This is a genomic window from Granulicella sp. L56, from assembly GCF_009765835.1.
In the GTDB taxonomy this organism is placed as follows: domain Bacteria; phylum Acidobacteriota; class Terriglobia; order Terriglobales; family Acidobacteriaceae; genus Edaphobacter.
Map to the genome: position 1 here is coordinate 1031421 of NZ_LMUS01000001.1, position 15567 is coordinate 1046987.

Genomic DNA, 15567 nt, shown 5'->3' on the forward strand with positions numbered 1-15567 from the left:
CACTCCGCGATTACATCGGGCCTTTAGAGTTTTTGGGGCGTGGGTAGAAGGCTTCGACGACGGTGGAGATGCCGCCGCGCGGGCGGAAGTCGCCGACTACCTTGGCCCATACCGGATCGCAGGCTTTGACCACATCGTCGAGCACCTGGTTGACGATGTTCTCCTGAAAGATGCCGAGGTTGCGGTAGGTGAAAAGATATTCCTTCAGCGACTTGAGCTCGAGGCAGGTCTTGCGGGGCATGTAGCGGATGGTGATGCGGCCGAAGTCGGGCAGGCCGGTCTTGGGGCAGACGCTGGTGAACTCGGGATCGTCGACGAGGATCTCGTAGGCCTTGAACTGGTTCTTCCATGTCTCGATGGCGGGAAATTTAATGTCGAGGCCGGATGCGGCGTGGTCGTCGGTGTAGCCCGTGGTCTTCTTGGTGGTCATGCATCTATTTTATCGCGGCGCCCCTTGCCGGGCGCTGCATCGAGTTTGAATGCAAAATTCGGAGTGTTGTGTTGCGCGGATTTTCTTATGGTCGAGAGAATCTCATCTCGCAAAGGAAATCACACAATGCACCGTACCGTTCACCCTTCGATTCTTTATGTTGGCACTCCCGTTGTTCTTATCGGCACGTTGAATGAGGACGGCTCGCCGAACCTTGCGCCCATCTCTTCGGCATGGTGGCTGGGATGGAACTGCATGCTCGGCTTTGGAGCGAATTCCAAAACGCCACAGAATCTGCAACGCACACGACAGTGCACCATTAATCTTCCGTCGGTGGCAGAGGTGTCGCAGGTGAATGGGCTGGCGCGGCTTACGGGTTCCGATCCGGTGCCTCCGCACAAACAGGCTCGCGGATATACCTTCTGTGCAGACAAGTTTGGTGCATCGGGATTTACGCCGGAGAATGCCGAGCTTGTCGATGCGCCGCTGGTCCGCGAATGCCCGTTGCAGATGGAGGCGGAGTTGACGGCGGCCCATCCCTTCGCTCCGGAGACGAACGGGAGCCTGATTGCGCTTGAAGTTCGCATCCTGCGCGTGCATGCGCATCCGGAGATTTTAATGGGGGTAGATGGAAATCGCATCGACCCAAACAAGTGGCGGCCGTTGATTATGAGCTTCTGCGAGTTCTATGGGCTGGGAGAGCAGGTGCATCGTTCACGGCTGGCGGAGATCTCTGAAGATCTCTATCGGCCGGTGCGAGTGAAGGAGATGATGACGGAGTCCATGCAGGAAACGCCGGTCTCCTGAGAGAGCGGCGTTTCGTGTGGGTTTATACCTTGTGTTCAGGCTAATCGCGGCGGCTGAGGGTTGGACGGTCGTCGCCGGAGTTGGCTGGGTTATTGGGGCTATTGGGATCGTTGTTGGTGCCGCCTACGCGACGCAGGGTCGGCTTGCTGCCGCCATTCTTGTCGTTGAGCTTGCGTTTGTTTTCGAGGCGCGCGAGGCGGGCCTTGACGTCGTCGAACTCGCTTGTAGTGACGATGTAGTCGAGCCGCGGCGGCATGATGGTGGCAATCTCGTCTTCGGAGCGGCCGATGCGGTCGGGCGTCTGCGGATGGTCGGAGAAGACCTTGGCCAGCGTGCCGGGCTTGTGCTTCTCGAGAGCGTCGAGCTTTTCAAAGAACTGGATGAAGGCCTGCGGATCGTAGCCGGCCTTGTACATGTACTGAAGGCCGAGCCAGTCGGCCTCTGCCTCGAAGTTGCGGGAGAACTGGAGGAAGGTGACGGGGATGGCGAGCTGCGAGGCCTCGTAGATGCCGTAGCCCGTCCACGAACCCTGGGTGAAGATGATGAGCGGGACCGAGCCGATTTGCATGTAGTTCAGCCGCGTCATTTCGCGGGCGGCATGGTGGGCGCAGACGTGGGCGGTCTCGTGGGCCATCACACCCGCAAGCTCGGCCTCTTCGTCGGCGGCGAGGATGAGGCCGCTGTTGACGTAGAAGAAACCGCCGGGAAGCGCCATGGCGTTGATCTCGTCGGAGTCGATGACCTTGATGGTGAAGGGAACCTTGCAGTCAGAGTTTTTGACGATGTTCTGACCGATGCGGTTGACGTACTCGTTGATGACGGGATCGGTGACCATGTGGGCCGACTTCTCGATCTCCATGGAGTACTGCTTGCCGGTGCGGATCTCCCAGTCGGTGGAGTACCAGTTGCCCATGCCGCGGCCGCCGATGTTGCGGTCGCCTACAGCGCTGACATCGTCTTCGCTGCCCTTTTTAATGTGGGGATCGAGGTCTTCACCGGGCGATGGCAGGGAGTCGGTCTTGGCGGCAGCTTTTGCCGCAGCGGCCTTGCTCTCTTCAGGAGTCGCAGTGGGCTTGCCGGGGATGGGTGACTCGGTCGGCATCTTCGAGGACGGCGACGGTGTCTGGGTTTGAACCTGGGCAAAAGCTGCTGGGGCGACGACGAGAAGGGCGGCCAGGGCAAGTTGCATGACGGGTCGCATGGGGGGGTCTCCTGATGGGTTGCCTCCCTGCAGGGAGACGCAACTCAACACTTCATTTGACGTAGTATGCGCCTTTTAAGGGAGCAATGGATAGTGGGTGGCCACCTGTGAAAGAACCCTGAAATTTCACCAAAGGAAGAATTTACAGAGACACAACGAGAAAGGACGCGTAATTTTGTAACGCGGAATATTGGAAGGAGCTTTGGATGCGTGGATTCTGGTTGCGGGTGGTGGTGTGTGCGTTGTTCGCAGGGCTGCAATGTAGTGCAGGACACGCCGAGGGACGGCTGCTGGCGGCAGCGAAATTGCAATGCGATGCGACGACGCAACCGCTGGCCGTGGAAGAGGTTGCACCGCAGTTGGAGTGGAGGCTGGCGGCGTCAAGCAACAATATGCGCGGCGTTGGGCAAAGTGCCTACCGCGTGCTGGTGGCTTCTTCGCAGAAGGCACTGGACGCGGGACAAGGCGATATGTGGGACAGCGGACGGGTAGCATCGGGCGACAGCTTTGGAGTCGTCTACGGGGGAAAGCCGTTGGCGGCAGAGAAGACTTATCTCTGGAAGGTGATGGTCTGGGACGAACACGGGGATGCTGCGCCGTGGAGCGCGGTGGCGCGTTGGACGATGGCTCCGACAGAGTGGACGGGCAAATGGATTGCACAGGCTGGCGCAACCAACGAGACAGCAGAGATGCCGCTGTTTCGGCAACAGTTCGCGGTGAAGCGCAAGCTGGCGCGGGCGATGTTGTATGTCTCCGCACTGGGGCAGGGCGAAGTGCATCTGAACGGCAGCAAGGTGGGCGATGCCGAACTGGCTCCGTCGTGGACGGACTATCGCAAGACGGTTCGGTACGAGGCTTATGACGTGACCTCGATGCTGCGGCAGGGCAAGAATGCCGTCGGCGTGATGGTGGGCAATGGGATGTTCAACGTGGTGAAGACTCCGAAGCGCTACACGAAGCTGGTGAACAGCTTTGGGCAGCCCATGGTGATGTTGCAGATACGCTTGACCTACGCCGATGGGAAGACGGAGACCATCGCCAGCGATGGCTCATGGAAGGCGGCAGCGGGGCCGATCACTTTTTCTTCGACCTACGGCGGGGAGGACTACGACGCGACGCAGGAACAGGCTGGGTGGGACTCGGCCAACTTTAAAGACAAGGGATGGCAGGCGGTCAGCGTGGTGGATGGGCCGGGAGGCAAGCTGGAGTCGGAGGTAGCTCCGCCGATTGAAGTGATGAAGACGTATCCGCCGGTGAAGACGACGGAGGTAAAGCCGGGAGTGACGGTCTATGACCTCGGCCAGAACTTTGCCGGATGGCCCGATATAAAAGTTCGCGGTGCGAAGGGCGCTGTGGTGAAGATGGTCCCCGGCGAATTGCTGAATGAGGATGGGACGGTCTCGCAGCGGAGTTCGGGGAGCCCGCAATGGTTCAGCTACACGCTGAAGGGCGATGGAATCGAGGAGTGGCATCCGCGATTCAGCTACTACGGCTTTCGCTATGTGCAGGTGGAGTGGACCTCGGGAAAAGGTGAGGTGGCTTCGCTGACCGGCGATGCGGTTCATACCTCTTCGCAGGTGGTAGGAGAGTTCGCAAGCTCGAATGAACAACTGAACCGCATCCATCACCTCATCGTGATGGCGATGCAGAACAACTCGGTCAGCCTGTTCACCGATTGTCCGCATCGCGAGAAACTGGGCTGGCTGGAGGAGACGCATCTGGTGGCTCCGGGGCTGATCTTCAACAGCAACCTGCAAGGGCTGTTCGCCGCGACTGAAAAAAATATGGCGGACGCGCAGAAGGCAGATGGGATGGTTCCGACGATTGCGCCGGAGTACACCGTGTTTGGGGAGCACGGCTATGGAGTATTTGACGACTCACCCGAGTGGGGATCGGCCAGTGTGCTGGCGGAGTGGTCGGCCTATCGTGCCTATGGCGATATCGGCGAGTTACAGCAGTCTTACCCTGTGATGCAGCGGTATGTGAAGTTTCTTGAGAGCAAGGCGAAGGACGGCATCGTCGCCTATGGACTTGGCGACTGGTACGACATCGGCCCCGGCGGCCCGGGGCTTGGCAAGCAGACGACGCTGGGCGTGACTGCGACGCTAATGCTCTATCAGGACGCGGTGACGATGGCGAAGATTGCCAAGCTGCTCGACAAGCCGCAGGATGCGGCAGGCTATGACGCGCTGGCTTCGCGTGTGGGTGCGGCATTCAATGCGCGGTTCTGGAATGCAGCGACGCAACAGTACGACAAGGGCAGCCAGACGGCGAATGCGATGCCGCTATCGCTTGGGTTGGTGCCGGAGGCGCAACACGCAGCGGTGCTGGAGCATATCGTGGCCGATATCCACGCACACAACGACCATGTGACGACGGGAGAGATCGGCTATCCATACATGTTGCGGGCATTGATGGCGGCTGGTCGCAGCGATGTGGAGATGGCGATGATGATGCGGAAAGATCCGCCGAGCTACGGCTCGCAGCTTGAGGCAGGAGCGACTTCATTGACGGAGGCATGGGACGCCAATCCGCATAGCTCGCAGGACCACTTCATGCTGGGCGGCGCGGAGGAGTGGTTCTATCGCGGGCTGGGCGGGATCGATTTCGATCTCTCGCGGCCTGAGAAGGCAGAGCGAATCACGATTCGTCCGGCGGTCGTCGATGGCGTGGACTGGGTGCGGTGCTCGTACGATTCGAAGCTGGGAAAGATTGACAGCGGCTGGAAGAAAGAGGGCGGCACGCTTGCAATGGACGTGACTATTCCGGTGGGAGAGACCGGCACGGTCTGGGTTCCGGCCACCAATGGTGCTGCAGTGATGGAAGGCGCGACGTCAGCAGAGAAGACTGCGGGAGTTGTGTTCGTGCGTCGAGAAAATGGCGCGGCGGAGTATCGCGTGGCGTCGGGCAGCTATCACTTTACCGTGAAGTAATCGCTACCAGGGCTTGGAGCGGCCCACGGCGATGGCTCGGGTCTCGTTCGGATACTTGCCGGAGACCACGCAGTAGAAGTGATACAGCACGCCATCGTGAGTAATGACGGACGGCTTGTGCGCGAACGTCTCGTCGATCGTGCCCGGCGCTCCGGTGTCGATCAGCACCTCCGGCACTTTGACGAAGGTGTAAGGATCGACGCTGAGCGCCAGCAGCTCGCAGGCGCGGCCGGGGCGCTCATAGTTAAAGCCGAAGTAGAACATGGCGAAGTCGCAGCCGTTTTGCACGACGAAGGGGTTCGAGGCAAAGCGGCTGTCGCGCGCGTCCGGAGTGGGAGGCTGCGTGGCGTGGATGGGATTCGAAGCCGGATAAGTTGCGCTGCCCCGGGAGCCATTGCGAAGCACGGGATTTCCTTCGTAACGCTTCCACGTCTTGAGATCGGTGGAGGTCGCTACTCCGGTCTGCTCGTGCCAGCCTCCGCCGACGGATTCAGGCAGCGTGTCGGTCTTGGCGTTGTAGTAGAGGTAGTAGGTTCCGCGGTCGAGCATGAGATCGGGACGATAGAGACCGCCATGCTCCCACGGCGCGCCCTCCTGCGGATAGAGGATGGGGTCGGTAAGTTGCCAGTGCAGGAGATCGTCTGACCATGCAAGACCGATAACTGCCGCACCCTCTTCATAGCCAGCGCCGGGATAGGCATTCCATGCGCCGAGATAGCGTCCGTTGATCTTGATCGCCTCGCCGTCGGAGCGAAGCTGCTTGTTGCGAAGAATGGAACTGAGCGCGAGGTTGTACTTTGTGAACTTTGACGACGGATCGCGCGGAGCCACCAGCGCAACACGCTCCCAGTGGAGAAGATCGGTCGAGGTGGCGAGGCCGGTCTGGTAGCCGATGCCGTCCCATCCGATGTAAAGCATGTAGAAAGCGTCGTTGGCTCGGAAGACGATGGGGTCGTCTACGCTGCGCTCATCGAAATCACCTTTTTTGCCGGTAGCTTTGAGAATGAGATTTGGGTACTTGTACGGCGTGCGGAAGGGCGCAACCTCATCCTTCGATGCGAACGAAAGATGAGGCGCCGCAGCGGCAGTGGCGGCGATGGCAGAGTTGCGGAGAAACTGACGGCGCGTGTTCTTCATGCCTGCCGTTCTATCTTGATACGACTTCGGCAGAGGCTGCGACGGTAGCGCGGCTGAAGATCTTGTGGTCGATGTAGTTATAGGGCGGCACCGTGTTGCCGGTTACGAGCAGCACGCCGAGATGAATGAGGCCGGGGCCATACTGCTGAACGTCGGGAGCGATCGAGGCCAGCACCGGGCTGGTGGGATCTTCGAGTTCGGCGAGCATCTCGGGGATACCGTCGTGACCGATGATGACGGTGTCGTGCTGCCGGTTAAGCTCGCGGATGGCGTCGAGCGAGCCGAGAGCACTGGAGTCGTTGGCCGCCGCGATGAGGATGCGCTTGTCGTTTGGATGACGATGCAGAAAGTCGCTGATCAGGCGATGGCTCTCGTCGCGGAGGCCACGGCCATCCATGCGGACGAGAGACTCGATAGGAAGCGACGGCAGCAGAGTGCGGACGGCTTCGAAGGCGCCGGTGGTGCGGCTCTGGACGAGCGTGCCTGCCTCTTCGATGTCGAGGCCGAGCACCCAGTCTGCCTGTCCGCCCCAATGGTCGATGGCGTAGTTGGCGAGAAATTCGCCACCCTGAAAGCCGATGCGATAGTTGTCGACGCCAAAGTAAGTCGCGTTGGGATGGGGGATGTCGATGGCCATCAATGGGATGCCGGCTGCTGCGAGCCGAGCGGCGATGATCGGTGCCGCGTGGTCTTCCACCTGAAACTCGATGACCAGCTCGACGCGCTCGCGGATGAACTCCTCGGCATTGGCGAGGGCGGTAGAGGCATCGTAACGGTTGTCGAGGACGAGCAGATCGACGCCCGAGGCCGCCGCAGCGGAACGCAGGCTCTCGGTGACGGCCTGCGAAAAAGGCTGGTCGCCGCTTTGGCCGGCAAAGCCGAAGCGCATCTTGCGCGGGCGGCTGGCGCTGCGATAGTGGCCGTCGGGCGACTGCGACACATAGCCGCGATGGACGAAGGTCTTGAGGATGCGGTAGACGCTGGTCTTGGAGTGGCCTGTGTTGCGATAGATCTGCTCCAGAGGCAGGGAGCGGTTCTCGCGCTGGAGATACTCGAGAACGTCGAGCGAGGCGGACAGGATAGGGATGAGGTAGAGGTGGTTCGAGGTCTTGGTCGACAAGATACATCTCCTTCGTGCAGCAGCGGCTGGGCTTATGCCTCAACGATTGAAACAAGCATAGCGTAGTCGATGATTCGAGTTGAACCCTCAACTCCGGGATTTTCCGCGAAGCGGAACCTGAAAGTCGCGGAAAACGATATCTTGGCAGGCGAAGAGACGAACGAGAGCGCCAATCGTCTAAAACGGAGAGCGTTGATGGATCGCGGTGGAGAGTCAGCACCGATGCCAGGCCGCTGTTATTTGTGGCGAGGCGGACGATTTCGGCATAGCATGGTGCGCGCGGGAGATTGCACATGCAACCCATGGCTGTGATTGCCGGTGTGATGTTGATAGCGGCGACAGGTGCGTCCGCCGCTGCGGAGAACCTCTCCGTGCAATTGCCCGGCGTTCCGGTCACGCGAATTCAAGCCAGCTTCGAATGCGGTGCCGACGGCGTTGCGCTGGGACTGCCTGCAGGGCCTTTCACGGTCGAATACCTGAATGCCGGAAAGAACCATCTGGCAATCCTTCCTGTTCACGGCCAGGCGCTGATCTTTTCGAATGTGATCTCCGGTTCGGGCGCGCGCTATGCCGCCGGTCGCTATATCTGGTGGGACGCCGGAGCTCATGGCGTGACCCTCTATGCCGAAGGTGTCGACGGACATCCCAAGGCCGAATGCCATCTGGTGAAGAAGCAATGAAAGACACGCTCCCAAAGGAGGTTGAAAGATGACGAGGAGTACATGGCGCATAGTGCTGACGATCCTTATGTACAGTGGGGTTGTTGTCTTCCTCCTTCCTTACTTCAGGGGCAAGATGATGACCAGCTCGGGCATATGGTTCATGATCATCGGCGTGGGAATGGCGGTCGTGTGCGGCCTTCTGCGCTGCTATCTCACCGAGGGCGACTGCGCACGAATCCCTCATATCGGACGTGACTGGTAAAGAGGGCTGCGCCTGCTACCGCGGCCTGTTCGACTCCATTGCCGATGACCTCGGCATGCGCATCGGCACGGGTGGTCAGTCCTCTTCAACATTGCCAACTGCACCCCATCACGGTATAACCTGAAACTGTTTCCATACTGAAGTGATTGGGCGGTTTCGTGAAAAATAGGATAGGTGTGCGTTTCGCGTGTGGGGTTCTGGCAGCTTCGATATTTGGCATAGGCGCGATGGCGCAGGACCTTCCACCAACAACAGGGTCCGCACAGAATGGGCAATCGTCATTGGATCCGACGCGAGGCATCACAGATCCGGTGTTGGAATCGAGCCTGCACAAACCGCTGCCGGAGGAGTACATCTGGGTTGCTGCGGATGCTGAAACTCCGAAAACCGACGCAGCCAAGCCATATTTCTTCCGCCATCAATTTTCCGTCACGACGATACCTTCTGAGGCGACGCTCTATCTCGCGGGGCCGCACAACGTAAAGGTATGGCTCAACGGAAAGATGGCTGGACACGCGGAACGCGACGCATCGTCACCCCTGAGTACGCATGTGTTCGCCATGCCGATAAAGAAATTTCTACGCTCCGGCGAGAACACCATTGCCATCGAAGCTACACGCGGAGATGGAGTGAGTGGCACGGGGCAGGCGCTTGTCGTGAAGCTTCTGCCGCTCACACCATGGGTGAACGAGAGCAACACAACACCGCTGATGATGAGCGATGGCAGTTGGAAGGCTTCCACCGAGGTCGCGACAGACTGGCAGAGCCCGGACTTCAAAGAAGCTGACTGGCAGCCAGCCCATAGCTTCGGCGGCATCGAAAGCTCGATCGAATTCTTCCAGCGCAACTCCGACGCCGGACTCTACAACTGGCCTGGCTACGATGGCATCTCCAACTTTCTCGCGCACCTCAAGGTTCCCGCACAAAAGATCATCGATCAATATCCGGGGCAGGGACAGTTCATCCATCTCAACGCAATCACCTCGGAGGTCGGACAGGACGAGTTGGAGGTGAAGCTGCCCGCAACCACGCTGACCAATGAAGAAGCACCTAGCCTCTTTCTCGACTTCGGCAAAGAGCTTGTTGGCCACGTGGAGATCGTCTCCGACAGCGACTCGCCCGCCACGGTAACGGTTCAGATGGGAGAGTCCGAGGCCGAGGCGCTGCATGAGCCATACCTTGGAGTTGACCAGCTCACCATTCCCGCACATGGCACAGCGTATGGACCGAAGTCGGCGTTTCGCTATGTGAAGCTGCGGTTCGTCGGCGGCGGTCCCAGCCTGCGCTTCAAGGCCATCCATGTAGACGACATCTACTACCCGGTGAAGTATGCAGGCTCGTTCGAGTCGTCCGATCCCATGCTCAACAAGATTTGGGAGACCGGGGCCTATACCGCGCACCTGTGCATGCAGGACGACATCTGGGACGCCTCCAAGCGTGACCGCGCGCGCTGGATGGGCGACACCGATGTCAGCGGTCGCGTCATCGAAGACGTCTTCGGCGACAAGCCGCTGATGGAAGACACGCTGGATCGCCTGATGGGGCCCGCGCCGATCGAAAATCACGTCAACGGCATTCCTGGATACAGCTCGTTCTGGTTTACCGAGGTCGCCGACTACTACAGGCACACCGGCTCCAAAGAATTTCTCGAGAGCGAGCACGCGCGGCTGCTGCAGTTACTGAACTACGTCGATGGCGAATTCGATGCACGCGGAGTCTTTGCGAATACGCGGAAGCAGTGGCTCTACGTGGACTGGTCTCCTGATCTGAACGGCGACACGCCGGAGACGCGCCGCGCAACTACGCTTGAGTTCTACCGTGCCTATCGCGAAGCAGTATGGCTGCTGCGCCAGCTTGGCGATAACGCCAACGCAGATAAATATCAGGCACGCGCCGCGGCCATCGAGGCCGGCACGCAGAAGTATCTTCTCGATCCCGCAACCGAAACCTACGGCCCACGCTGGCAGACCAATGCTGCGGCAATCATCAGCGGCACAGCGGGGCCGCAGCAGTATCCGGCGATCTGGAACCATGTGCTCTCGAACGTCGGCCACATCAAGTACAACGCACTCATCATCACGCCGTATTACAACTACTACGTCATCAGCGCGATGGCGGAGATGAACCATCGCAAGGATGCACTCGCATGGATTCGCCAGTACTGGGGCGGCATGATCGACGAGGGCGCTACCAGCTTCTGGGAAGGCTACGACCCAAGCTGGTACAAGGGCAACTTCCACGCCGCGTTGCAGGCCGACGACGGCTCGGGCTACTTTGTAAGCCTCGCGCATGGGTGGTCGAGCGGACCGACGGCGTGGCTGATGGAACAGATCCTTGGCATCGAACCGACCGGCCCCGGCTTCAGCACCGTGAACATTCGTCCCGACCTCGCCGATCTCAGTTGGGCGAAGGGCGCAGAGCCGACACCGCACGGCTTGCTGAAGGTTGACGTCCGCCGCGACGCCACCAAGGTGGCGCTTGCGATCGATGTGCCTGAAGGCGTCGTCGCCAAGGTAGCCGTACCCGTAATCTCTGCCAGCGCACACGTTCTGGTGAATGGAAAGGCGCAAAAAGCTGTCGCCGCAGAAAACGGAACGCGCTTGATCGTTACGCTCGATTCGCCCGGCCACTACACGCTTGGCAGCAAATAGGCATTTCACCGACAGACGCAGCATAGCGAAGCTATGGCCACAGCAAACGATGGTACTCGCACCCTTTGCTGTGGCCGTAGCGAATGCTACGAGATAACTGTTCTCGCGCAAAAACCGCAAAGATCAATCCTGACTTAAAATGATCGGAGGCAACGCGGCAACAGGCGATGATCGAATTCCACGCGCCGCATCAATGGAGACAGCTTGACTCGATGGCACCAGCTTCCGCAGCAGTTGCATACCCTGGTTGCCTGTAGTCCAGGTTCTGTCCTGCTCCAGACTGCACGGTTCGATCCATCCAACCAGCGAAGCCTTCTCTTCCTCGACCCTGTTCAAATAATAGCGGCCCATACCCTTGAAGAAGTCCCCGATATCTTTCGGCGCATCGAGCAGGCGCTTGCCGAGGGCTTCTACACAGCGGGCTTTCTCAGTTACGAATGTGGATACCACTTCGAACGTTTCAAGGATGTCATTCTCACTGAGCAGAGTCTGCCGTTAGCATGGTTCGGAATCTATCGAAAGCCACTCATCTTCGATCACGAAACCGGCCGCTTCGATGACGACCCGCCACTACCTCTGACCGATGAGCCAATAAAAAAACCTGCGTCCACATTTGCCGAGAGCGTTACGCTGGCGATCTCGCAAGAGGACTACACCGCGAAGATTGAGCGCATCAAGGAATACATCGCCGCTGGGGAGACCTACCAGGTCAACTTCACCAGTAAGGTCTCCGTGCCTGCTGAAATCAGCTCCGACGCGGCATTTGCGACCCTGCTGCATCAGCAGCCCGTAGCTTACAGCGCATTGCTCAACGTAGCCGGGCATCAGATTCTCTCTCTTTCACCAGAGCTGTTTTTCAGGATCGAACAAGGCAAAATCATCACTCGCCCCATGAAGGGCACCATGCCTCGCGGCCTCGACTCTGTTGAAGATGAGCGGGCCGCCATCCGCTTGCAGGACGATGAAAAAAATCGCTGCGAGCATGTGATGATCGTTGACCTTCTGCGCAACGACATTGGCCGCATCTGCGAGATGGGCAGCGTGCAGGTCGACGATATCTTCTCCGTCGAAACGTATCAGACACTGTTACAGATGACCTCAACAGTCTCGGGCACGCTTCGCCATGGGCTCAGGTACTACGACATCTTCAAAAGCGTGTTCCCCAGCGGCTCCATCACCGGCGCTCCCAAAATTCGCACCATGGAGATCATTCACGAACTAGAAGCATCTCCCCGCGGAATCTACACCGGCTCCATCGGCTACATGGCTCCCGACGGAAGCGCTGCTTTCAATGTGGCCATTCGCACACTCGATCTGCACACAGGCAAAGCGCAGATGGGAGTAGGTGGCGGAATCGTCGCCGACTCCGACCCCGAGGACGAGTACAGCGAATGCCTGCTAAAGGCGGAGTTCCTCATCCGCCCGCGCCGCGACTTTCAGTTGATCGAGACGATGCTCTGGAACGAAGAATTTCGCCTGCTCTCCATGCACCTTGATCGCATGGAGTCCTCTGCCAGCTACTTCGGCTATACCTTTGACCGCACCGAAATCACGCAGAGACTAATTGTCGAATCACTATCATTTGAACCTGAAGTTTTGTATCGTGTGCGCCTGCTGCTCGCCGAAGATGGAGAACTAACGATTAGCCACGCGAAGCATACCGCAAACTCAGCTTCGCAGACGGGACATATCTGTCTTTCCTCGGAACACACTTCATCGGCAGATGTATTTCTTCGTCATAAAACGACGCTGCGCAAGTTATACGATTCGCAATACGCGAAGTGCCGCGACGATGGATTTGACGAAGTTATTTTTCTCAACGAAAGAGACGAGGTTACCGAGGGAGCCATCAGCAACATCTTCATACGCAGAGCAGGCGAGCTGTTCACTCCTCCGCTTCGCGCTGGCGTACTCCCCGGAGTCTTCCGCCGCCACATCCTCGAAACCGATGCCACCGCGAAAGAAAAAGTCTTGACGCTCAAAGATCTGGAATCAGCAGATGCCATCTATCTCTGCAACTCTCTGCGCGGAATGCGCGAGGTCAAACTCTCTTCCGCTGCTAGTGCATTGCATACGGCAGCGCACTAGCGCTACTCGTCATCCTCTTCCACTTCAACATCCAGATCGGTCGCCACCATGCGGCTTCCCCGGTCGACCAGCACCTGAATCCTGCCCTCAGCGGCCTCCAGCTCTTTTTTGCAGGCGTCCGATAGTTTGACGCCCTCTTCAAACAGCCGCACCGACTCATCGAGCGACAGGTCTCCGCGCTCAAGCTTCTCGACCACTGCCTCCAGCGCTGTCAGCTTCTGCTCAAAGTCCGCCATCAGGCCACCCCCACTTCCACCAGCCCCAACACCTGCGCCGCTGCCGCATACTTGCCGAACGGCGCGCTTACCTGGACCCCTTGCACCATGGGCCGTGCCTCGGCCAGCATCTCCTGGGCGATCTTCACGCCCTCAGCCCGCGCCGCCTCGGGCGAAGTTGCCGCAGCCATCCGCGCCATGATCTCCTCCGGCATACTTACTCGCAGATCGTTCTTCATAAACTCCGCGTTGCGCAGGTTCGTCAGCGGCCAGATCCCCGCAATCACCGGGATGCGGAAGCCCTCAATCCGCTTCAGGAAAGCCTCCAGCAATCGCAGATCAAAGACCGGCTGCGTAATCGCATACTCCGCGCCCGCCTCCACCTTATAGGCAAACCGCCGGACCTCCTGATCGATGTCCGGTACCCCCGGATTCGCTGCGACCGCAACCGTAAACCCAGTGGATTCGCCAATCGAGTTCTTGCCGATATCGAGACCGCAGTTAAGGTTGCGAACGATGTTCACTAGCCCGATCGCGTCCACATCGAAGACCGCCGTCGCATCGGGATAGTTCCCCAGCTTCGGCGGATCGCCGGTCAGGCAAAGAACATTTTTCAAACCAATCGACGATGCCCCCAGCAGATCGCTCTGAATGCTCAGCACGTTCCGGTCGCGGCAGGTGTAGTGCAGAATCGTCTCGATGCCGACGTTCTGCTGGATCTGCACGCACAGGCTCTGTGCGCTCATCCTCGCGCTGGCCCGCGGCGAATCCGGCACATTGATCGCGTCCACTCCCAGACGGTGCATCTCGGCCGCGCCGTTGACCTCTTTGCTGCAATCGATCCCCTTGGGCGGCACAATCTCCACCATGGTGACGAACTCGCCCGCAGCCACCATCGATCCGATCTTCGACCGCTGCGCCAACGGTGGCGGCTCTACCTTGTTCTTCACAACAGCGGTTGCCCCGGAATCGCTGCTCTCCATCACCTGAGCGCCCGTCTCCATTGCGCCCAGAGCACGCAACGCGCTCTTCATCGCCCGCGTATAGCTCGGAGTGGTGCCGCAACAGCCGCCCACAAAGGTCGCGCCCGCCTTGACCAGCTTGCGGGTAAAGCTCGCCATATACTCAGGCGAAGTCAGGTAGAGCGTCCGCCCCTCGACCGCTCGCGGAATCCCCGCATTCGGCATCGCCGCCAATGGCAACGAGCTTACCTTCCGCATCCGTTCGATCACGCTCAGTACCGTCGCTGGCCCGGCACTACAGTTACATCCGATGGCATCCGCGCCCCACTCCGTCAGCTTTTTAGCGGCAGTCTCGGCGGATGCGCCATCGAGGCAGTTCCCCTCCTCGTCGACAGTCACCATCACCACCACCGGAAGCCACGGAGCTTCACTCCGCGCCGCGCGAATAGCCTGCTTCGCCTCTGATAGCGAGGTCATCGTCTCGATCATCAACAGGTCAACGCCGACTCCCGGCCCGCCCTCGGCCATCGCCCGAATCTGTTCCGCAAACGCATCCCGCGCCTCATCCAGCCCCACCTTGCCCAGCGGCTCCAGCCGAACTCCCAGCGGCCCAATCGAGCCCGCCACAAACGCCTCGCTGGCCTGTTTCTCGCGAATCTGGTCCACGCACTCCCGCGCCAGCTTTACCCCGGCGACATTGATCTCATGGACTTTATCCTGTATTCCGAAGTGCTCCAGCCGAAATCGGTTCGCCCCAAAGGTATTGGTCTCCACCACCTCCGCGCCTGCCTGCAGATATTCGGCGTGGACCTCGTGCACCAACTCCGGCTGCGACAGGTTCAGCTCATCGTAGCTGCGGTTAATGAACACGCCGCGCGCGTAAAGCATCGTCCCCATTGCCCCATCGCACAACACCGTTCCGCCCGCAAACAGCCTGTCTACCGCGGTAGGTTCCGCCAAATACCGTATGCCAATACCGCCAGCGCCATCGCTCATCAATCTTCTCCGGATATCTCATCATCCTAAGCCACCGGCCGGATGCGCTCCAAACCCGGACGCCGGGGTTCCCCCAGGGAGACCTCTCAACCCAACACCCCTG

The 15567-nt window shown here is 59.4% G+C and carries 12 protein-coding genes; 6 read left to right on the top strand and 6 right to left on the bottom strand.

Features of this window, described 5'->3' with window-relative positions:
• Positions 1-10 precede the first annotated feature (10 nt).
• Positions 11-430, bottom strand: a complete 420-nt coding sequence (gene queF / locus GSQ81_RS04200; RefSeq protein WP_158909433.1) for a preQ(1) synthase — start codon at positions 428-430, stop codon at positions 11-13.
• A gap of 126 nt (positions 431-556) precedes the next feature.
• Here queF and GSQ81_RS04205 point away from each other — a divergent pair, with 126 nt between their 5' ends.
• Positions 557-1237: a flavin reductase family protein gene (locus tag GSQ81_RS04205; protein WP_158909434.1), complete on the top strand. Its 681-nt coding sequence runs from the start codon at positions 557-559 to the stop codon at positions 1235-1237.
• A gap of 40 nt (positions 1238-1277) precedes the next feature.
• Here GSQ81_RS04205 and GSQ81_RS04210 read toward each other — a convergent pair whose 3' ends face one another.
• Positions 1278-2438, bottom strand: a complete 1161-nt coding sequence (locus GSQ81_RS04210) for a M48 family metallopeptidase (protein WP_158909435.1) — start codon at positions 2436-2438, stop codon at positions 1278-1280.
• 206 nt (positions 2439-2644) lie between these two features.
• Here GSQ81_RS04210 and GSQ81_RS04215 point away from each other — a divergent pair, with 206 nt between their 5' ends.
• Positions 2645-5371, top strand: coding sequence for a family 78 glycoside hydrolase catalytic domain (locus tag GSQ81_RS04215; RefSeq protein WP_158909436.1), 2727 nt, complete (start codon positions 2645-2647; stop codon positions 5369-5371).
• Positions 5372-5374: 3 nt separating this feature from the next.
• Here GSQ81_RS04215 and GSQ81_RS04220 read toward each other — a convergent pair whose 3' ends face one another.
• Together GSQ81_RS04220 and GSQ81_RS04225 are read right to left on the bottom strand one after the other, a co-directional pair.
• Positions 5375-6508, bottom strand: a complete 1134-nt coding sequence (locus GSQ81_RS04220) for a hypothetical protein (RefSeq protein ID WP_158909437.1) — start codon at positions 6506-6508, stop codon at positions 5375-5377.
• Positions 6509-6518: 10 nt separating this feature from the next.
• Positions 6519-7628, bottom strand: a complete 1110-nt coding sequence (locus GSQ81_RS04225) for a substrate-binding domain-containing protein (RefSeq protein WP_158909438.1) — start codon at positions 7626-7628, stop codon at positions 6519-6521.
• Between the two features lie 293 nt (positions 7629-7921).
• Between GSQ81_RS04225 and GSQ81_RS04230 the strand changes: the two genes are divergently transcribed.
• The 4 genes from GSQ81_RS04230 to pabB all read left to right on the top strand — a co-directional run bounded on the left by GSQ81_RS04230 (position 7922) and on the right by pabB (position 13291).
• Positions 7922-8308: an MliC family protein gene (locus GSQ81_RS04230; protein WP_216846379.1), complete on the top strand. Its 387-nt coding sequence runs from the start codon at positions 7922-7924 to the stop codon at positions 8306-8308.
• A gap of 28 nt (positions 8309-8336) precedes the next feature.
• Positions 8337-8552, top strand: coding sequence for a hypothetical protein (locus tag GSQ81_RS04235; protein WP_158909439.1), 216 nt, complete (start codon positions 8337-8339; stop codon positions 8550-8552).
• A gap of 176 nt (positions 8553-8728) precedes the next feature.
• Positions 8729-11203 carry an alpha-L-rhamnosidase C-terminal domain-containing protein gene (locus tag GSQ81_RS04240; RefSeq protein WP_158909440.1) on the top strand — a complete coding sequence of 825 codons (2475 nt, stop codon included), beginning with the start codon at positions 8729-8731 and terminating at the stop codon, positions 11201-11203.
• A 204-nt stretch (positions 11204-11407) separates the two neighbouring features.
• Complete coding sequence (gene pabB / locus GSQ81_RS04245) at positions 11408-13291, top strand: aminodeoxychorismate synthase component I (RefSeq protein WP_158909441.1); 1884 nt, start codon at positions 11408-11410, stop codon at positions 13289-13291.
• A 2-nt stretch (positions 13292-13293) separates the two neighbouring features.
• On the opposite strand, the gene xseB is transcribed toward pabB, so the two are convergent.
• Positions 13294-13527: an exodeoxyribonuclease VII small subunit gene (gene xseB, locus GSQ81_RS04250; RefSeq protein WP_158909442.1), complete on the bottom strand. Its 234-nt coding sequence runs from the start codon at positions 13525-13527 to the stop codon at positions 13294-13296.
• Positions 13527-15464 (bottom strand): bifunctional homocysteine S-methyltransferase/methylenetetrahydrofolate reductase, encoded by a 1938-nt coding sequence (locus tag GSQ81_RS04255; protein ID WP_158909443.1) that lies wholly within the window; start codon positions 15462-15464, stop codon positions 13527-13529. The genes xseB and GSQ81_RS04255 overlap by 1 nt, the downstream gene beginning before the upstream one ends.
• Positions 15465-15567 lie beyond the last annotated feature (103 nt).